The sequence below is a fragment of the Companilactobacillus futsaii JCM 17355 genome (assembly GCF_001435505.1).
In the GTDB taxonomy this organism is placed as follows: Bacteria; Bacillota; Bacilli; order Lactobacillales; family Lactobacillaceae; genus Companilactobacillus; species Companilactobacillus futsaii.
Window position 1 is genome coordinate 1 of sequence record NZ_AZDO01000052.1, and the last position, 26,540, is coordinate 26,540.

The 26,540-nt window shown below is 36.2% G+C and carries 24 protein-coding genes; 5 read left to right on the forward strand and 19 right to left on the reverse strand.

Features of this window, described 5'->3' with window-relative positions:
* Nucleotides 1–80 precede the first annotated feature (80 nt).
* On the reverse strand, nucleotides 81–2,741 hold the full coding sequence (locus FC88_RS04940) for a transglycosylase domain-containing protein (protein ID WP_057813393.1): 2,661 nt from the start codon (nucleotides 2,739–2,741) through the stop codon (nucleotides 81–83).
* Between the two features lie 8 nt (nucleotides 2,742–2,749).
* On the reverse strand, nucleotides 2,750–3,997 hold the full coding sequence (locus tag FC88_RS04945) for a hypothetical protein (protein WP_057813396.1): 1,248 nt from the start codon (nucleotides 3,995–3,997) through the stop codon (nucleotides 2,750–2,752).
* A 73-nt stretch (nucleotides 3,998–4,070) separates the two neighbouring features.
* Between FC88_RS04945 and FC88_RS04950 the strand changes: the two genes are divergently transcribed.
* Complete coding sequence (locus FC88_RS04950) at nucleotides 4,071–4,994, forward strand: hypothetical protein (RefSeq protein ID WP_057813398.1); 924 nt, start codon at nucleotides 4,071–4,073, stop codon at nucleotides 4,992–4,994.
* A gap of 41 nt (nucleotides 4,995–5,035) precedes the next feature.
* Here the strand turns inward: FC88_RS04950 and FC88_RS04955 are convergent, their stop codons facing one another.
* The 17 genes from FC88_RS04955 to dnaA form a co-directional block, all read right to left on the reverse strand.
* On the reverse strand, nucleotides 5,036–5,467 hold the full coding sequence (locus tag FC88_RS04955; protein ID WP_057813453.1) for an Rrf2 family transcriptional regulator: 432 nt from the start codon (nucleotides 5,465–5,467) through the stop codon (nucleotides 5,036–5,038).
* 60 nt (nucleotides 5,468–5,527) lie between these two features.
* Nucleotides 5,528–6,364 carry an NAD(P)H-binding protein gene (locus tag FC88_RS04960; RefSeq protein ID WP_057813400.1) on the reverse strand — a complete coding sequence of 279 codons (837 nt, stop codon included), beginning with the start codon at nucleotides 6,362–6,364 and terminating at the stop codon, nucleotides 5,528–5,530.
* 166 nt (nucleotides 6,365–6,530) lie between these two features.
* Nucleotides 6,531–7,817 carry an adenylosuccinate synthase gene (locus tag FC88_RS04965; protein ID WP_057813402.1) on the reverse strand — a complete coding sequence of 429 codons (1,287 nt, stop codon included), beginning with the start codon at nucleotides 7,815–7,817 and terminating at the stop codon, nucleotides 6,531–6,533.
* 20 nt (nucleotides 7,818–7,837) lie between these two features.
* The gene (dnaB, locus tag FC88_RS04970) at nucleotides 7,838–9,211 is read right to left on the reverse strand and encodes a replicative DNA helicase (RefSeq protein ID WP_010017907.1); all 1,374 of its coding nucleotides are present in this window, start codon (nucleotides 9,209–9,211) and stop codon (nucleotides 7,838–7,840) included.
* A gap of 7 nt (nucleotides 9,212–9,218) precedes the next feature.
* Entirely contained in the window at nucleotides 9,219–9,674 is a 456-nt protein-coding gene (gene rplI, locus FC88_RS04975) for a 50S ribosomal protein L9 (RefSeq protein ID WP_057813404.1), read from the reverse strand.
* 13 nt (nucleotides 9,675–9,687) lie between these two features.
* Nucleotides 9,688–11,688, reverse strand: a complete 2,001-nt coding sequence (locus FC88_RS04980; protein ID WP_057813406.1) for a DHH family phosphoesterase — start codon at nucleotides 11,686–11,688, stop codon at nucleotides 9,688–9,690.
* A gap of 156 nt (nucleotides 11,689–11,844) precedes the next feature.
* Nucleotides 11,845–12,405 (reverse strand): DUF3278 domain-containing protein, encoded by a 561-nt coding sequence (locus tag FC88_RS04985; RefSeq protein WP_149029768.1) that lies wholly within the window; start codon nucleotides 12,403–12,405, stop codon nucleotides 11,845–11,847.
* A 3-nt stretch (nucleotides 12,406–12,408) separates the two neighbouring features.
* The gene (locus tag FC88_RS04990; protein ID WP_057813410.1) at nucleotides 12,409–12,609 is read right to left on the reverse strand and encodes a helix-turn-helix transcriptional regulator; all 201 of its coding nucleotides are present in this window, start codon (nucleotides 12,607–12,609) and stop codon (nucleotides 12,409–12,411) included.
* 388 nt (nucleotides 12,610–12,997) lie between these two features.
* Nucleotides 12,998–13,234 (reverse strand): 30S ribosomal protein S18, encoded by a 237-nt coding sequence (gene rpsR, locus FC88_RS04995; protein WP_010017915.1) that lies wholly within the window; start codon nucleotides 13,232–13,234, stop codon nucleotides 12,998–13,000.
* Nucleotides 13,235–13,255: 21 nt separating this feature from the next.
* Nucleotides 13,256–13,831, reverse strand: coding sequence for a single-stranded DNA-binding protein (ssb, locus tag FC88_RS05000; protein ID WP_057813412.1), 576 nt, complete (start codon nucleotides 13,829–13,831; stop codon nucleotides 13,256–13,258).
* 37 nt (nucleotides 13,832–13,868) lie between these two features.
* Nucleotides 13,869–14,165, reverse strand: coding sequence for a 30S ribosomal protein S6 (rpsF, locus tag FC88_RS05005; protein ID WP_057813414.1), 297 nt, complete (start codon nucleotides 14,163–14,165; stop codon nucleotides 13,869–13,871).
* A gap of 201 nt (nucleotides 14,166–14,366) precedes the next feature.
* Nucleotides 14,367–16,859 (reverse strand): DNA gyrase subunit A, encoded by a 2,493-nt coding sequence (gene gyrA / locus FC88_RS05010; RefSeq protein WP_057813416.1) that lies wholly within the window; start codon nucleotides 16,857–16,859, stop codon nucleotides 14,367–14,369.
* 16 nt (nucleotides 16,860–16,875) lie between these two features.
* Entirely contained in the window at nucleotides 16,876–18,825 is a 1,950-nt protein-coding gene (gene gyrB, locus FC88_RS05015; RefSeq protein WP_057813418.1) for a DNA topoisomerase (ATP-hydrolyzing) subunit B, read from the reverse strand.
* Entirely contained in the window at nucleotides 18,825–19,946 is a 1,122-nt protein-coding gene (recF, locus tag FC88_RS05020; protein WP_057813420.1) for a DNA replication/repair protein RecF, read from the reverse strand. Before recF ends, gyrB begins: the two co-directional genes overlap by 1 nt.
* A complete protein-coding gene (gene yaaA / locus FC88_RS05025) occupies nucleotides 19,947–20,156 on the reverse strand; it encodes a S4 domain-containing protein YaaA (RefSeq protein ID WP_010017924.1) in 210 nt (69 codons plus the stop codon).
* Nucleotides 20,157–20,394: 238 nt separating this feature from the next.
* Nucleotides 20,395–21,531 (reverse strand): DNA polymerase III subunit beta, encoded by a 1,137-nt coding sequence (gene dnaN, locus FC88_RS05030; RefSeq protein ID WP_057813422.1) that lies wholly within the window; start codon nucleotides 21,529–21,531, stop codon nucleotides 20,395–20,397.
* Nucleotides 21,532–21,688: 157 nt separating this feature from the next.
* Nucleotides 21,689–23,065: a chromosomal replication initiator protein DnaA gene (gene dnaA / locus FC88_RS05035; protein WP_412030866.1), complete on the reverse strand. Its 1,377-nt coding sequence runs from the start codon at nucleotides 23,063–23,065 to the stop codon at nucleotides 21,689–21,691.
* A gap of 498 nt (nucleotides 23,066–23,563) precedes the next feature.
* Here dnaA and rpmH point away from each other — a divergent pair, with 498 nt between their 5' ends.
* The 4 genes from rpmH (at nucleotide 23,564) to mnmE (ending at nucleotide 26,521) form a co-directional block, all read left to right on the forward strand.
* Nucleotides 23,564–23,704: a 50S ribosomal protein L34 gene (rpmH, locus tag FC88_RS05040; RefSeq protein WP_010625561.1), complete on the forward strand. Its 141-nt coding sequence runs from the start codon at nucleotides 23,564–23,566 to the stop codon at nucleotides 23,702–23,704.
* Nucleotides 23,705–23,770: 66 nt separating this feature from the next.
* Entirely contained in the window at nucleotides 23,771–24,112 is a 342-nt protein-coding gene (gene rnpA, locus FC88_RS05045) for a ribonuclease P protein component (RefSeq protein WP_057813424.1), read from the forward strand.
* Between the two features lie 30 nt (nucleotides 24,113–24,142).
* Nucleotides 24,143–24,985, forward strand: coding sequence for a membrane protein insertase YidC (yidC, locus tag FC88_RS05050; RefSeq protein WP_057813426.1), 843 nt, complete (start codon nucleotides 24,143–24,145; stop codon nucleotides 24,983–24,985).
* 144 nt (nucleotides 24,986–25,129) lie between these two features.
* Nucleotides 25,130–26,521 (forward strand): tRNA uridine-5-carboxymethylaminomethyl(34) synthesis GTPase MnmE, encoded by a 1,392-nt coding sequence (gene mnmE / locus FC88_RS05055; RefSeq protein WP_057813428.1) that lies wholly within the window; start codon nucleotides 25,130–25,132, stop codon nucleotides 26,519–26,521.
* Nucleotides 26,522–26,540: the final 19 nt, after the last annotated feature.

Genomic DNA, 26,540 nt, shown 5'->3' on the forward strand with positions numbered 1-26,540 from the left:
TCCACAAAGCGGAACGGACGACGACATCCAGCACTAACCTAACTTAAGAAAGAACCAGATTGATTTCTAGAGGACCCTTTTTAGTTTGTAGTAGAAGTGGAATTACCATTACTGTCGATTTTTAGATCTGGGACATTTCCACCATAACTTCTGATTTCATTCATAATGTCGATCAATTTTTGCTTTTGATCCTCTTTGTCAGCGTCATTATTCTTATAAGCATCTTTTACTTTTTGAAGCTGTGAATTGTACTGTGGCATTAGTTTATCAACCATGTTTTGCCGTTTCTTCTCACGTTGCTCTTCAATAGCTTCTTTTTCAGATTCATATTGAGCGACCTTTTTATTATCTTTGGCAGCTTGGAACATCGCTTGACTCAAATTCAAATCCTTTTGAAGCTGCAAAATCTGCTTGTTAAAGTCATTTTTAGCACTTTGACGTTTAACATTGCTATTCAAATAACGGATCTTCTGTAATTCGTCTAATTTCTTATTGTACTGCGATTCTTTAATAATTGGGTTGTCGTTGTATTTATCAATTGCTTTTTGAACTTTACGCTCACGTTTGAATTCTTCTTTTTTCGTCAAATGATAAATGATTCGATAATCGAGATTGTACAAACGATTCTCATTTTTATTAGCTTGATTAGTATTGTATTTAGAAAAGTCATTGTCAATGATATCTTGGATACTTGGCTTTTCAGCTTTAGTATTGACTGACAAATTATTACCACTGACCGTTACAGTACTTGGCTTCTTGAAATCGACATCCTTTTGCTTCATTTCATCGACCAAATACTCACCGACTGATTTAAAAGCCTTCATCGCAAGTTGACGTTCTGATGCATTTAGACTGTCTTCTTTTTTATCATCACCAGTCCAATTAGCAATTGTAAAGTCTGGCGTCATTCCAACGAAATATGAATCATAGTTATCATCAGTTGAACCAGTCTTACCAGCAGTATATTTGTAATTATCCAAAGCAGCATCTTTACCCAAACCATCACTAATAACCGATTGCATCGTATTGATCATCATATAACTAGCATTCTTAGTGTAAACGTCTTTTTTCATATGCGTGTTTTGATAAATGTAACGGTCATTATCATTATCGTAAATACTGGAAATGTTGCTAGGATGAATGAATTGCCCACCACGAGAAAATGAACTGTACGCTGAAGCCATTTCCGTCGTTGTTACACCATTTCTAAAGGATCCAATTGCTAGTCTTGGATCTAATTTTTGTGTTGGTGATAAACGCGCAAATTCCATCTTGACCATATCATCATAATAGGTACCTTTAGTATCTTGGGCGGCTAATTTATAAGCGATAGTATTGATCGAGTTTTCTAGAGCGTGACGAACCGTTGTACTACCAGTATAGCCACTATACCAATTATGTACGACTGGATTACCTACAGCCGAGTCAATCACTGTACTTTGCGGTAAATATCCCCGTTCAAAAGCAGGTGCATAAGCCACGATTGGTTTAGCAGTTGAACCTGGTTGATGATACCCATTTATCGTTCGATTAAATTGATCACCATCAGTCGTTCTGCCACCAACTACCGCTATAACGTCACCAGTTTTATTATCAACTACAGTGCTAGAAACTTGTGGGGTCAATTTACCATTAGCCGTTCGACCAGTACATGAAGCATAAGTTTGTTTGATTAAGTCCTCAACTTTATTTTGAACGTTCATATCAATCGTTGTTTGAATTGAATATCCTCCATCCATCAATTGACCATGAGCACGTTCATATTCTTGTTGATATTTCGTATCATATGCCTGACGATCTGCCGCATCTTTAAAGTCATAACGCATTGTAAATCCAGATGATTTCATTAACTCCTCTGTCGCAGAATAAACTGCATAACTCAAAGCATAATTATTAGAGACATCGTTATCGTATTTCTTTTCGTTAAGTTTTAATCCTAATGGTTTTTTGCGTGCTGCTTGATAAGTCTTTTTAGAAATCAAACCTCGCTGGTTAAAAATATACAAAATCATATTCCGACGTTTTTTAGTCCGTTCTGGATATTGAACTGGATCATAATAGACTGGATTATTGGGAATGCCAACTAACATAGCTATTTTATCAATTGATAAATCACTTTGATTCTCTGAGAAATAATAATCAGAAGCGGCGCTAAAGCCATAAGAACCATGTCCCATGTAGACATTATTAATATAAAACTCTAAAATCTGTGACTTAGTAAATTTCTTCTCTAACTGTTGGGCAATTACCATTTCCTTGAGTTTACGAGTTAAGTTTTGCGACTGATCTTGCAAGATAACATTCTTAACTAGTTGCTGCGTCAAAGTTGAACCACCCTCAGTTCGGCGATGCAACAAGGTTGAACCAACTGAACGCATAATGGCATAGAGATCGACACCGTGATGAATATAAAAACGCTGATCTTCTACATCAACTAATCCCTTGCTGATTTTAGGATTGATCTCTTTGATTGGTGTGTAATCCGAACTCGATTGAGCTAATTTTTTGATTACTTTGCCGTTACGGTCGTATATAACGGTCGAATTTCGGGGATGAAAATCAGATTTCTTCAAGCCCTGACTGTAAGAATATCCATCAGCAATCGTATTCTTGATTTCATAGCCATATTTCCACCAAAAACCTCCGGCACTTAAAATAACTAGTAAAACTAATGTCAGAAGAATCCAGGGCCATTTTTTTCTTTTTTTGATTAATTTATGTTCCATCTTTTTCTTACGCATAATTACCCCTAATTAACAAAGAATGTCGTTCCAGTAGAATTGTTATAACTAGCCGAACCAGCATAGATGAAGCCAATCGTCGAACTATCACCAAAGTAAATCGAACTAGTCAAAGCTGAATTGTTCTTGAACCAAAAGACTGGTGTCGCTGAATTAAAGTCAGTCGTTGTATTCTCTGGATCATTTAAGCCCATTGAAGTTAATTCACTAATGCTTGCATTACTGATATATTGGCCAAAATCACTACTATCACTGTCGGTCACAACGACATCAGAATTATTAGCATTCACGAGTTTTTTAACTGTATACTTACCAGAGCTTACTTTTGAACTAATAACGTTACTATAACCATCCTCAGCAACATACTTACCAGAAACTCTCGTCATCAACGCTAAAGTATTCTTGCTTGAATTGTAATAAAGCACATTTTTACTTGTGATACCAGCTTGATCTAAGGCATCTGACGCTCCAGTAGTCGAATTCATACTCGAAACGATATCGACATTAGCCGGCGTATACTTTTCCGTGAGTGGTGAATTTTTCAAAGCTTCCAACTCTTCTTTAGCTGCAGCTACTTTAGAACTTTCGCCTTTATTGTTGGCAAAATAATTATCCATTTGACTGACCGCTTGAGTCCAATGATTCTTAGTTGTCTTATTTTTGATCAACTTATAATAAGTGTTGACCATTGAAATTTTTTTAAAGCTCAGACTACCCTTATCAGAATTAAATCCATCCCAAGTTTTACTCAAATATTTATCAGCATCTTGAGTCTGTTCATACCAAATTTGAATCGTATCGAGCTTGTTACGTAATTTTTGATAAACATCTTGGTTCTTTTCTTTCAACAATTTTTTATCTAGGTCGTTGATCTTGGCTTCAGTTACGTCATCTCTATAGTGACTCTTGCCATCATAAAAGGCCTTAACTTCTTTAGAACGGTCTTTTCTGGCTTGAATGTAAGCTTCAAGTTCTTGATACTTTTTCTCATTATCAGGAGTAATGATGACTCCATCACTAACATCAATCAATTTACCAATGAAATCTAAAGTCTTATAATTCAAATCAGTCTTAAGAACCTCTAATTCTTTATCCTGATATTGACTAGATATCTTGGACGTAACTACCGCATTAACGACGCCTCTTGAGAGCATGACAAAGAAAATGATGGCAGTGATTACTCCGACAATTCCGGCACCCATCAATAAATATCGTTCAGATTTAGTTTTAGTCCTTAAATCTTTCTTATCTTTCATGATTTTCCCCAAATATCTAGTTCATCTTGTTATTATATATAGTAAATTATCCTGCAAATAAAGGGTGGAAATTTTGAAAAAATTAAACAAAACATATATAAAATGGATCGTCATTTTCCTATTATTAATCGCCATTATTTTCTCATACGCCCTTAATTTAGGAAAAATCAAAGACAAAACAATCAATGATATTTCTAGCTTAACCATTCCGTTCTCTTTGATAGTTAATCCTAATAATATTGACGAAGACATCGCACCCAAAGCCATTTCATTGAAGACCGACTTGAATAGTTCTAAAACGGACGCTTTGAATTTAATCAGTTCTATCAATGATGACTATGATAATACAAAACAACTGTCATTTTTATCCAATGACCAAGAAGAATCTTTATTAAAGAAGGTTCATCAAAAGTCACACCGTTATATCGGTAAGATGACATTGTTAAATTTCGGCAAAGATACTCATGGAAAATATATCACCGTCAGTTGTAACCGTTATGACGATACAAAAAATATCGTTAGCTACCGTTATCGCCTTTATTCCAAAGAAGATACGATCACTTCGGCTAAATATCTCAATACCAAGTCTAACAAATATCCACCAAAATACATCTTTAAAGATATTGAACTAGGTAAGTTTGGTACGACTGAAGCAGATGCCTTCATGCAACGATTAAAGACGGCTATTATCAATTCCAATTTGACGGCCACTAATGCTAGTGAACCTGGTAATTTTAACCAGATCTCCATCAACTTAGGTTTGAATCCTGACAAGAGCAATATTGGCTTGTACACCCTAGCTAAAAATTCCAACTCACGAGTCAGCAATTCTAGTATCGTCGGATATCAAGTTTCTGATGTTCCGCGCTATACTAGGATTTACATTAAGCAATTAAGTAAAGACAACAGTTACTACTATACGTTAACTTTCAGCCGCAATAGTGGACATTTCATCAATTTGCAACGTGGTATTATTTCGACTGATTCTAAAAATTAATAAAATAAGCCTAATCAGAATTTGTTCTGACTGGGCTTATTTTATTTCTTATTCTCATTATTGCGCAAAATACCATCAATAATATCTTGCAAACTCACCTGTGACATGCTTTCTTCCGCATCGTTTTGGACTTTTTGATAAACTTCTCGCAATGTATCTTGAATATTGCCACCAACGATACATTTAGGATTAGTTTTTTCATCAACGTGAAGTAGGTTTTGATTGTCTTCAATAGCTCGGTAAACATCCAACAACGTTATCTCAGAAGCTTTTCTAGACAATTTAGGAGCAATTTTTCCAGGTGCGCTTTGTAATAATCCAGCTTTTTTCAATCTCGACATCATGCGTCTAACTAAACTGGGATTGGACTCGATACTGCTGGCGATTGCCGTACTTGAAAGATCACCATCTTTACAAATATCAACGTATGCCAAAATATGCACGCCATCACTCAATTTACTGGAAAATTTCAACATCATCACTCCTTCACACTTCTTAATATCATAAGGTACAAAGCAGGTGTTTGACAAACATTATTTACCAACGATTGTTTCGAGTGCTTCTGACAATGGTGTCAATTCTCTACCTAAAACTTCTGGCAAATCATTCGTATCTTCTGCCAAATTACCTTGAGTGATCAAATCTTGAATGGAAAGAATCACTTGAATCGTTCCTTCATCCATTCCGGCTTTTTGTAATACTTGACTGTATTCTGAATCACTTAATTTCATAGCTTTAACTTTTAATGCAGCGGCTAAATCTTGATAAGTTCGACTCTTTCCCGCAAATTCATAAATCTTCTTAGGGTTTGTTTGAGCCAATACTAAAGCAGCGGCTTCTGAATACTCTGATTCCAAAGCCCAACCGACTTTACCAGCGGCTGAATATACTAGTCCCTGTGTTGCAGCATTTTTTAACGAATCGGCTTCATTTTCCAAATACCAATTATTGCGTAAAAATGAATAGTCAATTCCTGATTCTTTGATCAACTTCTCAGTCATTTGGTGATCCTCAGCTAAAGGAGCTGTAGCTGTATCAGCATGAGGGAAACTAGTATAGGCAATGTATTTCACTTTTGCATTTTTGGCGGCAGTAACGACATTTTCATGCTGAGTAGCGCGGGAAACTTCTCCACCGGGTTGTGATGAAATAAAGAGCAATTTATCAATACCTTGAAGTGATTCAGTCAATTGTCCCACATCGTTATAATCACCCAAACGTACTTCTACGCCTTCAGGTACGATTGCTTGTGCTTTTTGAGTGTTACGAGCCAAAGCCACTATATCTGTAGCGGGAACTAATTCAACTAATTTTTTGAGTGCATTTTGACCAAAGTGACCAGTTGAACCTGTGATTGCATATTTTGTCATAAAAAAATCCTTCTTCCATAAATGTCCAATTTATATGTTACTTTATTATTAACTTGTATTTATTATGTTAACACGTTTATCTTTAAACGCAAGAATTTAGATTTTCAAACACAACAGCAACAAAAAAAGCCACCAAGTATTACGCTCAGTGACTCAGAATTTATAATTAGTTTTTCCAAACATCATTTACTTCAATAGTTTGTTCACGATCAGGACCAACCGAAACAGTAGCGTATTCAACGCCTAATTGGTCTTTGATGAAGTCTAGATAGTCTCTAGCTTGTTGTGGCAAGTCGTTGAGGCTCTTAGCTTGAGTCATGTCTTCAGTCCAACCTTTGAAGGTCTTGTAAACAGGTTTGCACTTAGCTAAAACATTCAAGTTAGCAGGATATTCGTCAATAATCTTACCATTTAAGTCATAGCCGGTGCAGACTTTGATTTCATCTAGGCCAGTCAAAACATCCAAGCAGTTCAATGACAAGTGTGTCACACCAGCCACGTTACATGAATGCTTCAAAACAACCAAATCAATCCAGCCAACACGACGAGGACGATGTGTAACAGTTCCATATTCATGGCCTGCTTCACGCAAGAAGTCCCCTGTCTTGTTTAATTGTTCTGTAGGAAATGGTCCTGCACCGACACGTGATGTATAGGCTTTAACGACTCCAATCACATTGTCGATCAAAGGAGCACCAACACCTGCACCAGTAGTTACACCACCCGCAGGATTTGAAGAAGTAACATAAGGATAAGTACCATGGTCGATATCAAGCATGATTCCTTGTGCACCTTCAAATAGAACATTTTTGCCATTCTTTAGTTCTTTATTCAAGTAGGCAGAAGTATCGATAACACGTTCTTTTAAGTCTTGACCAATTTGGTAATATTTTTCAAAAATATCATCAAACTTCATTGGTTCAGCACCATAAATTTTAGTAAACAATGCATTCTTTTGTTCAAGATTTTGTGTCAACAATTCTTTGAATAAGTCTTTATCAAGAATATCAGCCATTCTGATACCAACACGTGAAGCTTTGTCAGTATATGCAGGTCCAATTCCACGGTTAGTAGTACCAACTTTAGAATCCCCCTTAGCTTGTTCTTGCAACTTATCTAATTGAATGTGATAAGGCAAAATCAATTGAGCGCGGTTAGAAATCTTCAAATTAGTTGTATCTACTCCTTGTTCGTGGAGACGATTCAATTCTTCTTGAAGTGATTCGAGGTTTAAAACAACCCCATTTCCAATAACACTAGTTTTATCTGAATACAAAATACCTGAAGGAACGGATCTTAATTTGTAAACGTTGTTATCGATATTCAAAGTGTGGCCGGCATTATCTCCACCTTGGTAACGTGCAATAATATTAGCTTCACCACTGAAATAATCGGTAATCTTACCTTTACCTTCATCGCCCCATTGGGTACCTACTACAACAACTGTCGTCATTTCTTCTACACCTACACTATTTAATTTTCTGGAATATTCGCTATCGATGAAAACTTATTATAAGATTTCACGAACAATAACTTGGCCGTTCCACGTGGACCTGAACGGTTCTTACTGATGATTACTTCAACTTCACCGACATCTTGGTCTTCAGGTTCTTCCTCGTTATTGTCATCCCCATCTTCATCACGATAATAATCATCACGATAAAGAAAGGCAACGATATCCGCATCCTGTTCAATTGAACCAGATTCACGGATATCTGACAACATCGGTCTTTTATCCTGACGAGCTTCGACACCACGGGAAAGCTGTGATAATGCGATTACTGGCACATGGAGTTCCTTAGCTAATTTTTTTAAATTACGAGAAATAACAGAAACTTCTTGTTGTCGATTTTCTTGACCAGTTCCTTCGATTAATTGCAAATAATCAATAACTACTAAGTCCAAATGACCACTTTCTTTCAAAAGTCGACGACATTTAGATCTAATTTCTGCCATCTTGATACCAGGAGTGTCATCAATGTAAATATTGGTCCGGGATAAACTTCCCATTGCAACTACCAAACTATTCCATTGATTCTCGTCCAATTTACCCGTTCTCAGAGCATTTGCGTCGATGCTACCTTCAGAACATAGCATACGGTTAACTAACGACTCAGCACTCATTTCTAGGGAAAACATCGCTACTGTGGCATTAGACTTAGTAGCAGCATTTTGAGCCACATTTAGAACGAAAGCTGTTTTACCAACACCAGGACGAGCGGCCAAAATAATCAATTCATCCTTGTGCAAACCAGTCGTCATCGCATCAAGGTCTTTGTAACCAGTAGAAAGACCAGTAACATCACTATCTTGGTCATATAATTTATCGATTTCTTCAAAAGAAGCCTTAACAACATCGGAGATACGACGAAAACCTTTGTGATTTCGATTCTCCGATACATCCATGATTTCTCTTTCAGATTGGTCGATGATACTGTCAATGTCTTCATCTTCATCAAAACTGCGTTGAACAATTCCCGTTGCGGCATTGATCAAACGTCTCAAAGTTGATTTATTTTTAACGATCTTAGCGTAATAAGTCGTATTGGCTGCTGTGGGAACAGCATTAGCTAATTCTGCCAAATAACTAACTCCACCAATATCCTCAATTTGATTTGCCCGATCCAATTCATTTTGAACCGTCACGACATCGACTGGCTCTTCAGCATCGTTCAAATTCATCATCGCTTGGAATACTAATTGATTAGCATGTTGATAAAAATCATCTGCTTCAACGTATTCCATCGCTTCAATTAAAGCATCCTGACTTAGAAAAACCGCTCCTAATACGGCTTGCTCAGCATCCTTATCATTGGGCGGTATTCTTGAAGTTATATCATTATTCATTTATATCCTACTTCTTTTCAGCAACGTGAACTCTGATGGTAGCTTCGACACCTTCAAACAACTTCACAGGTACATTGATGTATCCAAGTGATTTAACGCCGTCAGAAAGTACCATCTTGTGCTTATCAACTTTGAGTCCGTATTGTTTATTTAATTCTTCAGCAATCTTCTTAGTTGTTACTGAACCAAAGAGACGACCGTCGGCTCCAGCCTTAGCCAAAATTTCAACGACTGTCTTGTCATCTTCAATTTGCACTTTGATTTTTTTAGCTTCTTCTTTTTCTGCTTCATAATCTTTAGCTTCACGGTTTTGTTCAGCTCTTAATTTAGCAACGTTTTGTTTAGTAGCTTCTATAGCTTTCTTATTTTTAATTAAAAAGTTTTGGGCATAACCGTCAGCAACGTTTTTTAATTCACCCTTTTTACCTTTACCTCTAACATCTTCTAGGAAAATAACTTTCATTCTTAGTCCTCCTCTATTTCTTCTCCGAATCAGTCAAAACTGCAACTAATTGTTCCTTGGCGTCTTCTACCGTAGCATCTGAAATCTGCGTTGCGGCATCAGATAAGTGTCCACCACCACCAAGTTTTTCCATAATAACTTGCACATTAACATTTCCCAAACTTCTAGCCGAAATCCCTACTCGACCATCAGGACGTTTGCTAATGACAAATGATGCCTCAACGTTATCTAGTGACAACAACGTATCAGCCGCTTGAGCTACGATGACAGGATCATAAGTCTTATCCTCTTCACCGAAACATACTGCCATATTACCATTGACCATCGTAATTGTTTCAATCAAATGACTCTTCTGAATATATGAGTCGACATTTTCTTTCAAAACGTTTTGGATGATAGCTTCGTCAGCACCCACAGAACGTAAGTAACTAGCGGCATCGAAAGTTCTCGTACCAGTTCTAAGCGAGAATGACTTCGTATCGACTGTGATTCCAGCCAATAATGCTGTGGCTTCAATTTTTTCGATAGCCTTCTTATTCTTAGGTTGATATTCGAGCATTTCTGTAATCAATTCACTAGTTGATGAAGCATATGGTTCAATATAGATCAACATTGGATTTTCTGGGAATTCCTCACCACGTCTATGATGATCGATCACAACAACTTTGTTATTATCGCCGTCGATCAAATTAGGGTTGATGGAAATACTTTGCTTAGAATGGTCGACCATCACGATCAAAGTCTTTGGTGTTTTTATTGCAACTGACTCATCAGGTGAAATGATATCCTTTTGAATATCTGGTTCTTCTTTAGCCATTGCCAAAAGTCGACTGACATCAGAATGCAATGTATTAGGATTGATGACAATTTTACATGGTGTATTATTCATCAAAGAAATTCGTCTGATACCTAAAGATGATCCCAAAACATCCATATCGGGATGTGAGTGACCCATAACGATAACTTGATCACTATCTTTCAGCAATTCTTGCAAGGCTTCACTGATCATTCGAGCCCGGACACGAGTTCTCTTTTCCATTGGATCAGTATTTCCACCGTAGAAACGAGCTTTCTCACCGATTTCCTTAACAACGACTTGATCGCCTCCACGACCTAATGCTAAGTTAAGGTTCTTCTGAGCTTCAGTGTTTAATTTATCCAAATCATCAATACCATAAGAGAAACCCATACTCAATGTCAAAGGCACATTTTGTTGCGAAGTATATTCACGAATCGTATCAAGAATTTTAAAACCATTTTTCTCCATTGTAAAGATTTTACCCGTATAAGCCATGATAAAGAAATGGTCATCATCAATTCGTTTCAAGAACATCTGTTGATCAAAAGCCCAATTCGACAATTCGTTAGTAACGTAGTTGTCCAAATTAGAAATATCCCGATCACTCATTGATTGAGTAATTTCGGCATAATTATCCAAATAGACTTGACCAATAACCGAACGATTATCTTCATATCTTTTTTCAATTTTTGAATAATGCGTAATATCAAACAAATAAATCACTTTTAATTCTGGTTGGATTTGTACCAAAAAATCTTTGTCATCTATTTGAATAGTACGATTATCAGTATGACCCACATCATCGACCAAACTTGATAATTGAGCCGAAACGTCCGCAATCGTCATACTGTTAGATGGATTAAAGCCCGTCTTTTCGACAAAGTAAGGATTTACCCATTGAATCTGTTTATCAGTATCGTATAAAAGTATGCCCAAAGGATATTCAACGAAACTGTTATCTGTTCCCCGATCAATTCGATATTGCAGATTGTTAGTATATTTACCTGCTTTCTCACCTAATAAAAGGAAGAGATAAACAAATAAAACCAACGAAATAATCACTAAGATAGCTTGAATATAGCCGGCAATAGAACCGTGAATCAAGCCAACGATTAAAATCGAAAACAACATCACAATCAAAGAGACCGCTGTTAATTGAGTTGAATGATCAACTCGAGAAAGGAAGAATTTCAGATTAGCTTTTATCTTTTTCATATTAGTCCCCTCTTAGATATACCCCTTAATTTTATCACAGCCGACTTCTTCTTTCTTCTATATATTACACTGAAAATCAAATCTTAAAATCGGTAATTTTTAGAAACAAAAACGCCAGAATTCCTGACATACTTTGAGAATCCTGATGCTGATTATTTATTCATCATCTTTGATAGTTTTTACATGCATTTTTTCATAAAGAGACATAAAAAGTGTGAAAAAAATTGTGAAAATCAAAGCTGAAATTATCTCTTTAAAACTGAATAAAACATTAAAAAAACCTTCATTAAAATAGAATAAAGAGTGCAATATCCAAAAGCCAACAAATTCAAGTGGTGCTATTCTGACCCAACTGTGCTGTAGTCTTTTAACAAATTCCTTTTTATCTTCTGGACTGACCTCTTTTACGAGGAGTCTTTTCTTAGCCATAGGAATGAGCATGAATCCATAGACGAGAAAGAGTACTCCAATAGCTTGAACAAAAGTGGATATATAAAACAAGGTTTCAAAATCTGCAATTTGACTGTTTGACGCATAAACAACAATTCCAAAACCAAATAATAATTCAAAGACAAACAGAACAAATACCGTTCTAGTAGCGAAGATGCCAACTTCTTTTTGGATTCTTTCATCTACGAAGACGTTTTTCCCAATGAACCATTTGATGAGTTTTTTATCTAGCTTTTTCATGCGTTCCATCCCCTTAATTTTAAACATACTTTAACTTTCTTTTTTATCTCTCCAAAATAACGTATTTAAGTCCGTGTTCAATTCCCAGGCCAATTTCAAACATAAATCTAACGATGGATTGTATTTATCATTTTCAATTAGATTAATCGTTTGACGAGCTACACCGACTTTTTCCGCCAGTGCCATTTGTGATAACTTCTGAGCACGACGATATTCACGAACATGATTCATAACTACACCTTTTTTCCTTCAAAAAAATGTCATATATATTTTACATTAATAGTATACAATCTCATTGTATTTTTTGTCAAATATATATGACATAATTTAGTAAGCGATATCATTAATGTTGCTGATTTAATCATTTTAGGACTAGAAAAAGCATCTTTTTAGATCGAGATTATTGTCCTTCTAAAAAGATGCTTGATGTTAGGTTTTTATTTGATTTGAGAATCAACGCAAGGTCGTGGCATAACACGCTCTAAGCGGCGAAGCTAAAACAAATGGTTCGCAAGACGACGCAAGGTCGCTTGCATAACACGCTCTAAGCGGCAAAGCCGCAAAGAGCGTGTAAAAAAAAAGACCACCATCAAAGTGATCTTTAATTAATTGTGAAGAATTAGTCTTCAGCAACGAATGGTAATAGAGCCATGATTCTTGCTCTCTTGATAGCTACAGTAAGCTTACGTTGGTTCTTAGCACTTGTACCTGTAACACGTCTTGGCAAAATCTTACCACGTTCTGAGATAAATCTCTTAAGTAATTCTGTATCTTTGTAATCGATGTATTCGATATGGTTAGCAGCGATGAAGTCAACTTTACGTCTTCTACGTCCGCCTCTTCTTTGTTGGGCCATTATAGATTGCTCCCTTCTATATTAAAATGGTAAATCATCATCAGAAATGTCAATCGGTTTGCTATTGTTAGCAAAAGGATCGCCACTATTATTGTTAGAATTGTTAGATTGATTATTGTTATTAGAATTGTTGTTACTATTATCGAAATTACTGTTGCCAGCATTATTTCCATAATTGTTATTATTATTTCCAAACGGAGACTGACTTGATTGATTGTTGTTATTATAGCTAGGTGCTTGATTGGAATTGTTACCGGCGTTTCTCTTTTCACTTTCGGCACGAGATTCTAACAAGGAGAAGTTTTCTACAACTACTTCTGTTACGTATACTCGTTGTCCTTGTTGGTTTTCATAGTTACGTGTTTGAAGACGTCCATCAATACCTACAAGAGAACCTTTATTAGTGAAATTAGAAAAATTCTCGGCAGCTTTTCTCCAAATGACACAATTGATAAAATCGGCTTCACGTTCACCTTGAGAATTAGTAAATTGTCTGTTTACAGCAACTGTAAAACTGGCAACCGCTGCTCCATTAGCAGTATATCTTAATTCTGGATCACGTGTCAGGCGTCCAACTAAAACTACTCGATTAATCATTTATCTGCCTCCTTAAATTGTTTCACGTGAAACAAGATTAGTCTTCGCGTCTAACGATCATGTGACGAAGAATGTTATCTTCGATCTTTGAAAGACGGTCGAATTCGTTAATTGCTTCATCGTTTTCAGCATCTACGTTGATAATGTGGTAGATACCTTCTTTATAATTAGCAATTTCGTATGCTAAACGTTTCTTTTCCCAGTCTTTTGAGTCGATTACTTTGGCGCCGTTGTCAGTAATGATCTTATCGAAACGATCGATCATTGCCTTCTTTGCGTCTTCTTCCATATCAGGTTTAATGATATATGTGATTTCGTAATGTGCTTCAGCCATGACTGTACACCTCCTTATGGTCTAATGGTTCTCTCTTTTTGAAAGAACAAGGAGCATAAATTAACTACATTTTATACTCACGAAGTATAAGTTTATCATAAACTTCTTAGAATTACTAGAACTAAAAACAAAAAAATCGTTCCTGCCTGACACGCATCCTCTTTTGGATACATAATCAAATTACGCAGAAACGATTATCTTTTAATTTTCTTTATTTTCAGTTGTTGTATCTGTTGTTTCAGTTGAATCATCATCGTCTGAATCTGATTCATCTTCAGCAATTTTAGTCATAGTTGAAACGATTGAATCATCGTCAACCTTGATCAATCTAACACCTAATGTTGCACGACCAGTTTGTGAAACGCTTTGAACTTCAAAACGAATCATAACACCTTTGTCCGTAATCAACATGATGTCTTCATCACCATTAACGACCATCAAGCCAGCAATTGGACCATTCTTTTCGGTAACGTTGGCAGTCTTGATACCTTTACCACCACGACCTTTAACTGGATATTCTTCAACAGAAGTTCTCTTACCATAACCCTTTTCAGAGATAGTTAAAACCTCTTGACCGGCTTCAGCAATCGATGAACCAATAACATAGTCTTCGTCACGCAATTTAATACCACGAACACCAGCAGCAGTTCTTCCCATTGGACGAACATCACTTTCCTTGAATGTCACAGCATAACCCTTGTGAGTACCGATAACGATAACTTTTTCACCATCAGTCAAGAAGACATTAGTTAATTCATCCTCGTCTTTTAGTGTAATAGCACGAAGGCCGGAATGTCTAATATTGGCAAAGTCAGTTACAGGAGTACGTTTAACAGTTCCTTGCTTAGTAACAAAGAACAAGAACGATTTCTCTGGATCAACATCTTTGTCGACATTGATAACTGTTTGAATCTTCTCGCCTTTTTCGATGTTCAACAAGTTAATAACTGGAATCCCTTTGGCTGTTCGTCCATATTCAGGAACCTCATAACCCTTGATACGGTAAACTTTACCAGCATTAGTGAAGAATAATAGACGGTCATGAGTTGATGTATAAATCATTTGTTCAATGAAATCATCGTCGTGAACACCCATTCCTTGAACACCACGGCCACCACGATTTTGAACACGGAATTCATCCGCTGACAAACGTTTGATATAACCATTATGTGTCAAAACAACTAAGATGTTTTCTTCTTCAATCAAATCTTCGTCTTCGATGTTAGCAACTTCACTAGCACGAATTTCCGTTCTTCTGTCATCCCCGAATTTTTCTTGAATTTCAAGCAATTCATCATAGATGATCTTATCAACACGTTCAGGCGTAGCCAAAATATCTTTGTAGTCAGCAATCTTAGTTAACAAGTCTTGATATTCAGCTTCAACTTTGTCACGTTCCAAACCTGTCAAACGAACCAAACGCATATCTAGGATGGCTTGTGATTGTTTGTCAGATAGTTTGAAACTGTCCATCAAAGTTTGCTTAGCTACAGCTGAAGTTTGAGAGCCACGGATGATCTTGATGATTTCATCAATGTGGTCCAAAGCAATTCTTAAACCTTCTAGAATATGAGCACGAGCTTGAGCACGTCTCAATTCATATTCAGTTCTTCTTCTAATAACAACTTCTTGGTGCTTCAAATATTCAACCAAAACACCTTTTAGTGAGAAGACCTTAGGTGTTTTGCCAACGATAGCAACCATGTTGATACCATAAGAAATTTGAAGTTGGGTCAATTTATAAAGATTGTTCAAAACGACTGAAGCACTCATATCACGACGAAGATCGATAACGATACGCATACCTTCACGGTCAGATTCATCGTTTAGATCAGTGATTCCTTCAATTTTCTTTTCACGAGCTAAATCAGCGATTCTTTCAACTAATTTGGCTTTGTTGACCATGTATGGAAGTTCAGTCACGATGATTTGCTCAGCGCCACTCTTCTTCGTTACAACATCAACTTTGGCACGCAAGATAATTGTTCCACGACCATGTTCGTAGGCTTTTCTAATACCAGAACGGCCCATGATGATACCACCAGTTGGGAAGTCAGGTCCGGGAATTGCTTTCATCAAGTCAGCAACAGTTGCATCTTTGTTTCTCATCAAAATGTGCAAAGCATCGATAACTTCTTTTAAGTTGTGTGATGGAATATTAGTTGTCATACCAACGGCAATACCAGTAGCTCCGTTAACCAAAAGATTAGGGAATCTAGCTGGTAAAACAGTTGGTTCTTTTTCTTCACCATCATAATTAGGAATAAGGTCAACAGTATCTTTGTTGATATCACGCAACATTTCAACTGCCATTTTACTCATTCTAGCTTCGGTATAACGCATAGCAGCAGGTGGATCACCATCGATTGAACCAAAGTTTCCGTGTCCATCAACTAGTGGATAACGGTAACTGAAATCCTGCGCCATTCTAACCATTGATTCATAAATAGCGGAATCCCCGTGGGGGTGATATTTACCCATGATGTCACCAACGAAACGAGCACTCTTCTTGTATGGTTTATCAGGTGTAACACCTAATTCATTCATACCATAAAGAATACGACGATGAACTGGTTTGAGGCCATCACGAACGTCTGGTAGCGCACGTGACACGATAACACTAGCAGCGTAGTCAACGAAGGAATTCTTCATGACTTCTGTCAAGTTAACATTTTCTATTCTATGATCTGCCATTAAATTGCCATCCTCCTTAATAATCTACTTCTGCATAACGTGCATTTGCTTCAATGAATTCTCTTCTAGGTTCAACTTTGTCACCCATCAACATTGAGAAAATCTTGTTAGCTTCGATAGCGTCATCCAAGTTAACACGATCCAATCTTCTCTTTTCTGGGTCCATAGTTGTTTCCCACAATTGGTCAGCATCCATTTCACCAAGACCCTTGTAACGTTGAATCTTTGGTTCTGGCTTTGGTGGCAATTGTTCAACGAAGTCATCTTTTTCTTTATCAGTATCAAAGTATCTCATCATCTTACCTTGACGAACTTGATACAAAGGTGGCTTGGCGATATAAACATATCCTGCATCAACGACCGGACGCATGTATCTATAAAGCAATGTCAATAACAAGGTTCTAATGTGGGCCCCATCGACATCAGCATCGGTCATGATAATAACTTTGTGATATCTAGCTTTAGAAATATCGAAATCTTCTCCAAAACCAGTACCCATAGCTGTAAAGAGCGTCCTAATTTCTTCATTAGCTAAAATTTTGTCCATCGAAGCTTTTTCAACATTCAAAATCTTACCTCTAATTGGCAAAATAGCTTGAGTCAAACGTGAACGACCAGTTTTAGCAGAACCACCGGCTGAATCACCTTCGACGATGAATAATTCGGAAATTTCTGGATCTTTACTTGAGTTATCAGCTAATTTACCAGGAAGATTACTGATTTCTAGACCATTTTGCTTTCTAGTTACTTCACGAGCTCTCTTGGCAGCCAAACGTGCTTTAGTAGCAAGTGAACCTTTTTCAACAATCTTCTTAGCAATGTCAGGATTTTCCATTAAGAATTTAGAGAAATGTTCACTGAATAGACGGTCAGTGATAGTTCTTGCATCGGAATTTCCTAATTTTGTCTTAGTTTGACCTTCAAATTGTGGATCCGGGTGCTTGATAGAAACAACAGCTGTCATTCCTTCACGAACATCTTCACCAGATAATTTTTCAGTGTCTTTTAATAATTTATTTTTGTGAGCATAATCGTTAATAACACGTGTCAAAGCAGTCTTGAAACCTACTTCATGAGTACCACCTTCATAAGTATGAATGTTATTAGCAAAAGTCATCAAATTAGTATGGAATTCGTCAGTATACTGCAAGGAAACTTCAACTGTGATTCCATCTTGAACGCCCTCAAGATAGATTGGTTGGTCGAATAAAACGTCTTTTTCCTTATCCAAGTATTCAACGTAACTTCTAATTCCACCTTCATAGTGGAAGACTAATTTTTCAGCTGTATCAGCTCTTTTATCAGTAAATGTAAGTTTTAATCCTTTATTTAAGAAAGCCAATTCACGAATTCTAGTTGTTAAAACTTTGTCATCGTAAACAGTTGTTTCCGTAAAAATATCTGGATCAGGTACGAAATGAACTCGAGTTCCATGATCGAATTCATTAGCGTCGCCTAAGACATGCATTGAATGTTTAACTTTTCCACGTTCAAAATCGATGCCGTAACGTTTACCGCCACGAACAACTTGAACATCTAGTTCACTACTCAAAGCATTAACTACGGAAGCACCAACACCGTGCAAACCACCAGAAACCTTATATCCGCCGCCACCGAATTTACCACCGGCATGCAAGATAGTATAAACAGTTTCTAGAGCAGGCTTTCCTGTCTTCTTTTGAATATCAACTGGGATACCACGACCATCATCAGTTACGGTAATGGAATTATCTGGTTCAACAGTCACTTCGATTTTTGTAGCAAAACCAGCTAAAGCTTCATCAATACCATTATCAATAATTTCCCAAACAAGATGGTGTAAACCTTGTTTACTAGTCGACCCAATATACATACCAGGACGTTTACGAACAGCCTCTAGTCCTTCAAGAACTTGAATTTGACTCGCGTCGTATTCTTCGACTTGTTCTTCTCTTTTTTCTAGCTCAGCTTTTCTGTCTTCAGCCATTAAATCTCCTCCTGTTGAACTTTGCCATTATTAATATTTAAAATATTAGGATTTTTAACTAATTCTGGATCGACATCGTCAATTGAAGTTGTCGTAATGAAAGTTTGAATACCTTTCTTAATGGACGACAACAAATGAGTCTGTCTTTTATGGTCTAATTCAGATAAAACATCGTCCAACAATAATATCGGATAATCCCCTACCTGATCTTTAATTAACTCGACTTCGGCTAATTTCAAGCTCAAAGCAACTGAACGCTGTTGACCTTGAGAGCCGAAATCTTGAACATTCTTCTCATTGACTAAGAATTTAATATCATCACGATGTGGTCCAAATAAAGTCACACCACGTTTGATTTCTTTTTGATAGTTCTGTTTGAAATTATCTTTGAAAGTATCATAAATATTTTCAAGAGATTTTCCCTCAACATTGAAAAAAGTTTTGTAAACAATTTTGAGATTTTCATTATTCTCAGTTATGTTTCCATGAATCTTTTCAATGTGATTTTGCAATTTCTGTAAAAACTGTAACCGCGAAAAAATAACTTCAGCACAATATGCCGAAAACTGATCCGACAAAACGTCTAAATAAATCATATCGTTTGCTTGATGATGTTGAAGTTTTTTTAAATAGGCATTTCTTTGCTTTAAAACAGCTTTGAATTGGCTCATTGTCTTCAAATATTGAGCGGACATTTGGCCAAATTCCATATCAATGAATTTGCGACGAATCCCGGGATTGCCCTTAACGATTGAAAGGTCTTCGGGCGAAAAAAGAACAACATTCAAATTACCGATATAACTGGATAACTTACGTTGTTCTAAATTATTCAATTTCGCTTTTTTACCTGACTTGCTAATGACCAAGTCTAATTTCAAACGACTGGAATTATCTTTGATCACTGTCCCAGAAATTCTGGCAAAATCACTGCCCCATCTAATTAAATCCTTGTCATTGCTAGTCCGATGACTTCTCGTCAGAGCTAAAAAGTACATAGACTCTAATAAATTGGTCTTGCCTTGAGCATTCTCTCCCAAAAAAACATTGATTGCGGGTGAAAAATTGACGTTTAAGGATTCGTAGTTGCGATAATTTTGAAGTTTTAATTCTTTAACAAACATTTATTCAATTTCAAAAGTTTGCTCACCAACAACGACGACGTCCCCAGAACGCAACTTCTTACCACGGCGATCTTCAGGACTGCCATTAAGTAACACTGAATTTTCTCGTAAGAACCATTTGGCTTGACCGCCAGTAGCAATGACTCCGGTATCTTTCAATAGTTGACCTAAAGTAATGAATTCAGTTTCTAGCTTAATTTTTTCAGACATAGTAACACCCTATTTATTAGATTTATCCATTAATGACATAACAATATTATAGTTGTTTTCACAATAAAAGACAACTTAGAACCAAATATCAGGCGATTTAAGCAATTTTTGAAATAATGAGTATCCACCCACTAAAATCACTTAAAAAAAGTCCAATCGCTAATATACCGTCTTTAAATCTATAATAATAAAAAAAATAGACCAAACCGAAAGTTCAGTCTATTTTGCATTATTCACATTAAAATGTTCGTACTGGCGTGATAAGTTGAACGAAATTATCGCGATCATCCACCGGTCTTAAAGTAAATGGATGTAATGGAGAAGTAAAACTCATCTCAATGTTTGTGTTACTTCCGAATGATCTTAAAGCATCCTTTAGATAATCAGGATTGAAGGAAATTTCCAAATCGTCGCCTTCGATGTTTTCGCAATCAAGAACTTCTTCTACGGTACCAACTTCTGGAGAATTTCCATAAAGTGTAGCTTTTTTATCAACAGCTTTGATTTCTAGCTTGATAACGTTGTTTCTACTTTCATGAGAAAGAAGTGAAGCACGTTCAACTGAAGCCAGAAAACTTGATGAATCAAAAGTTAAACGAGTATTGGATTCATCAGGAATCAAGCGGTCAGTTTCAGGATATCTTCCATCAAGCAATCTTGAGTAGAACATAATATTGTCAAAACTGAATAAAACTTGGTTTTCTGAAATTGACATTGAGATTTCTTTGACTGTATCGCTGATAGTTCTAACTAGTTCAGTCAAACTCTTACCAGGAATGATCAAATTATAATCTTCATCACTTGTGATGTTGATCTTTCTTTGTGAAAGACGGTGACTATCAGTTGCAACTGCTGTTAAACCTTCACCAGTAATCAAGAAGTTAACCCCAGTTAGAACTGGACGACTTTCTTGAGTTGAAACGGCAATAACTGTTTGGTTAACGACTTCCTTGAAAACATCAGTTGGTAAAACTAATTGATTGTCGGTTTCAACCTCTGGAAGATGTGGATAATTTACAGCATCTAATCCGTTAATTGTAAATTCTGAAACTCCGGACTTAATTAAAGTTTGATTGTTGTTCAAAACTTCAAGTTCGAAATTATCGCCTGGAAGTTTTTTGATAATTTCGTTGAAAAATCTAGCTGGTAAAACAATTGCACCAGTGCTTTCGATTTTTAAATCATTATCGTTATCATCTTTAGAAATAAATGATGTGATAGAAATATCAGAATTACTTCCTGTAATTGTTAAGCCTGATTCCGAAAGATCTAATTTCATTCCTGTCAAAATAGGAATAGTTGTCTTTGTCGAAATTGCTCTTTGAACGTTACTAGTTTGAGTAATGAACTTTGATCGATCAATAGAAAATTTCATAGGTAACTCCCTTTTTAATTAATTAATATAAAGATAGAAGTAGTAGTAGGCACTGTTAAAACTGTGGAAAACTCTTCTGATTATTGATTCTAATAGAAAAACACATGTTATTAACAGCTGTGGATAACTGTGGGAAAAGCTCAAAGTTGTTAACATGTTAATTTCTGAGGTCATCTTTTAATTCGTTGACTGAGCGTTTCAAGTCAGCATCTTTAATGAGCAATTCGGATATTTTATCACAAGAATGCATTACTGTCGTATGATCTTTACCGCCAAATTCCATTCCGATTTGTGGTAAGGATTTATCAGTCAATTCTCTTGATAAATACATTGCGATTTGTCGTGGAACAACGATTGATTTTACACGTTTCTTGCCTTTAATATCTTGAACAGTCACATGATAAAATTTGGCAACTTTACTTTGAATTTTACTAATTGAAAGTCCGTTGCGGTCGTTAGTCCGCTTGAAATCTCTTAAAGCATCAGCGGCAACTGATTTAGTAATATCAGTATTTTGTGTCGTTGAATAAGCTTGAACGCGAATAAGTGCACCTTCAAGTTCACGGACATTCGTGTCAACTTGCGCTGCAATATAGGATAATGTGTCATTTGGAATTTCTAGATGTTCAGCTTTAGCTTTGTTTCGCAGAATAGCAATTCTAGTTTCAAGATCGGGTGCTGTGATGTCAGCTGAAAGACCGCTAGTAAATCTGGAAACTAGGCGTGCTTGTAATTCTGGGATTTCTTTTGGCAAACGATCTGAAGTCATCACGATTTGTTTGCCATTTTCGTAGAGCTCATTAAATGTATGGAAAAATTCTTCCTGAGTCCCCTCTTTTTTAGCAAAAAATTGGACATCATCTATTAATAGTAGATCGACGTTTCGATATTCTTGTCTAAATTCATCTTGAGTTCTCGTCTGAATTGAGTTGATAAAGTCATTGGCAAAGGTTTCACTAGTCACGTATTTAACTTTAGCTAACGGATCTAATTTGATCATTTGATGTCCGACAGCTTGCATTAAATGCGTCTTTCCTAAACCAACACCTCCATAAATAAAGAGCGGATTGTATACTCCACCTGGATCTTCAGCAGCTGCAAGTGCGGCCGCATGTGCCATCTGATTACCACTACCAACAATAAAAGAAGAAAAAGTATATTTCGGATTTAAATGCGAATTATGAAAAACATGTTTAGGTTGAGCAGAGTTAGTTTCTGGTTCAACGTGGGGAGCAATTGTTTGTTCCTCTTTTTTTGTTTTGTCTTCATCATTTTCAATTATTGGATTCAGTTCAGTTCCGTTTAATTCATATGAGTAAATAGCAATTTTTTCTGTATAGTTACGTTCCCAATAATCTTTGTGAAGTTTAGTTGGTACAGAAATATAAATGTTATTTCCATCAATGTATAAGGGATCAGCACTTTCAACCCAAGTCGAATAGCTGACTGGAGTTAATTGAGATCTTAACTTATTAGTAAAGAAATCCCAAAATTCAGTCAGCTTTGGATCTGTTGAGTTATTAATATTTTGCAATTATTTCCCCCCAATCTGTAGTTGTGGATAAGTTTTTCCCTAAAATGACAATTTATAGTTTATCATTCTAATTAATAGTTTTCCACAGAACACACGTTTAAATTTAGAAGAAATAATAACAGGTATTTTCTTAATCCACAGTTTTGTGGAAAATCAAAGATGTGGATAATTATTAACATAGTTATCCACAATTAACAGACAAGTGAAACCTTTATCAGCAACTGTTACATAGAAAAAACAAGAATTTAACAACCCTTGTGGAAAACTATAACACAGTAAAAATCCACAGGGTAAAAGTCTGTTAAAACGGTTGTGGAAAAAAAAGGTTATGCAAGTTTTATTTTTTTATCCACAGTTGAAATTGCGAAAAACTTTCTAAAAAAACTTGTATTTATAGGAAATTAGTTATTTAAAAAATCGTCATAACATGATATGCTAGTTAAGCAATTGTCTGAAGAAGTGAATTTTAATTAAATATAAGAGTCAGGAGGTTTACTGATGACTACAAAGAGAACATTTCAACCAAAGAAGCGTCACCGTGAACGCGTCCATGGTTTCATGAAGAGAATGAGTACAAGTAATGGTCGCAAAGTTTTAGCAAGACGCCGTAAAAAGGGTCGTAAAGTATTATCAGCTTAGTTTTGAAGGATCACTAAACATTTGGTGGTCTTTTTTTATTACAAAACGAGAGTAGACTGGTGACATATGAGAAAAAGCTATCGAATAAAAAAAGAAAATGAGTTTCAATATGTCTATTCCAACGGGGCTTCGGTTGCAAATCGCAATTTTGTCTTATACAAAATGCCTAAAGAAGGGCAGAAACATTTTCGTGTAGGACTTTCAGTCGGAAAAAAAGTTTCGCATACAGCAGTTGGTCGTAATCGTATCAAGAGATATGTACGCCAATCACTATTAGAGTTGAAGCCAGAGATTCCAGCTGAATTGGATTTCTTGATTATAGCTAGAAAACCGGCAGTAGATTTAGATATGTTTGAGACGAAAAAAAATATTGTACATTTATTGAAATTAGGTAATGTATTAAAATAGAGTTAAAAAATATGACTAATAGGTGTAAAAGTGAATAAAAAAAGCTTAAAGAAATACATAGGTGTTGCTCTACTGCTTAGTGTTGTCTTGGTTTTAGCTGGATGTTCAAACCTAAACGAGCCAATCACAAGCAATAGTACGGGATTCTGGGATCATTACGTTATTTATAGTTTTTCTAGATTCATCCTCTGGTTAGCTTCATTAGTAAATAACAGTTATGGTTGGGCCATTATAATCTTCACTATTTTAGTGAGAGTTATCTTGTTGCCACTTAATTGGTATCAAATCAAGAGTATGAATAAGCAAATGAAGATCCAACCTCAAATGCAGGCTCTTCAAAAGAAATATTCCGCTAAAGATGTGGACACTCAACAAAAACTACGTGATGAGACACAAAAACTTTATAGTGAGGCGGGAGTGAACCCTGTAGCTGGATGTTTACCATTGGTGATTCAACTACCAGTTATGTTTGCTTTGTATCAAGCTATTTATAAGACAACTCAACTTCGTAATGGTAGTTTCTTATGGATGCAACTTGGTAAAGCCGACCCATACTACATTATGGCTATCTTAGCGGCTGTATTTACTTTCTTAAGTACTTACATTTCTAGCTACTCACAGCCAACACAAAATTCGACGACAAAGATCATGACTTGGGTTATGCCAATCTTTATCTTTGTACCAGCATTAACTTTCCCATCAGCTATTACAATTTACTGGGTAGTAACTAATGCGTTCCAAGTTCTCCAGACATTGGCTTTCCAAAATCCGTTCAAGTATCGTCGTGAACAAAGAGAAGCTGCGGAAGCTGAGAAAGAAAAACAACGTCGACTTAGAAAAGCTAAGAAACGTGTTTATAAGAATCGAAAATAATTGACAATTTAAAAAAATCTCGTTAAGATGTTTTTTGAAATTATTCATATATCATATATAGAAAAGTAGTCAAGGTGCTTTTCCGTCAAACATTGGCGGATTATGCACTTTTTTTATGCTCAAAAACAAGGAAGGAAATAAATTATGCCAAGTTCAGTAACCGAATATGACACTATTGCTGCAATTTCGACGCCTCCTGGGGAAGGTGCTATCTCAATTGTTAGGATGTCAGGAGATCAAGCAGTTAACGTTGCTAAAAAAGTTTTTAAGGGACGTGATTTATCCAAAGTTGCTAGTCATACAATTAATTATGGCCACATTTATGATCCAAGCGATGACTCTTTGATTGATGAAGTTATGGTCTCTGTAATGCGGGCCCCAAAGACTTTTACGCGAGAAGATATCATTGAAATAAATACCCACGGGGGTATAGTTGCAACTAATAAAGTGCTCCAATTATTGTTGGCCTATGGTGCTAGAATGGCCGAACCAGGTGAGTTTACTAAACGTGCCTTCTTAAATGGTCGAATTGATCTGACACAAGCTGAATCAGTAATGGACTTGATTCGTGCTAAAACTGATAAAGCTATGCAAGTAGCCGTTAATCAACTGGATGGAAATTTACATCATTTGATTTCTAATTTGCGTCAAGAAATATTGGATTCGTTGGCTCAAGTTGAAGTTAACATCGATTATCCAGAATATGATACCGACCAAATGACGACGAAAATGCTTTTGGAAAAGGCTAAAACTGTCAGCAAGAGTATCGATAGTTTATTGAAGACAGCTGATAGTGGTGAAATTTTGCAACACGGTTTAGCTACGGCAATTGTTGGGAAACCTAACGTTGGTAAATCTAGTTTATTAAATCGTCTTTTAGATGAAGAGAAAGCTATCGTTACTGATGTTGCCGGAACAACTAGAGATGTGGTCGAACAATATGTCAATATCGATGGGGTACCTTTGAAGCTGATCGATACTGCCGGTATTCGTGACACTGAAGACAAGGTTGAAAAAATCGGTGTTGAACGTTCTAAAGCAGCTCTAAAGGGTGCAGATCTAGTGATCTTAGTTCTAGATTCTAGTCGTGAATTAGAAGAAGACGATTTAGAATTACTCGATGCTACTCAGGACAAACGTCGAATTGTAATTTTTAATAAAGTTGATTTGATGCCAGTAATTACTCCAAACTCAGTTGTGCAACTAAAAGCTGACGATGTGATTTTGAAGACTTCAGCTATCAAAAACGACGGAATTGAAACAATCAAGCAAACTATTAGTAAATTGTTTAATGCTGGAATTGAAGATAACAACAGCAGCAACGTGATTATTACAAGTGCGCGTCAAGCTGGATTGCTTCGTAAAGCCAAAAATAGCATCAATGACGTTATTTCTGGAATCGAAGCAGGAATGCCTATCGACTTAGTACAAATCGATATGACGGCTTGCTGGGACACTCTCGGAGAAATTACGGGTGAAAGTTATCAAGATGAATTGATCACGCAATTATTCTCACAATTTTGTTTAGGAAAATAAGTATATAGGTGAATAAAGA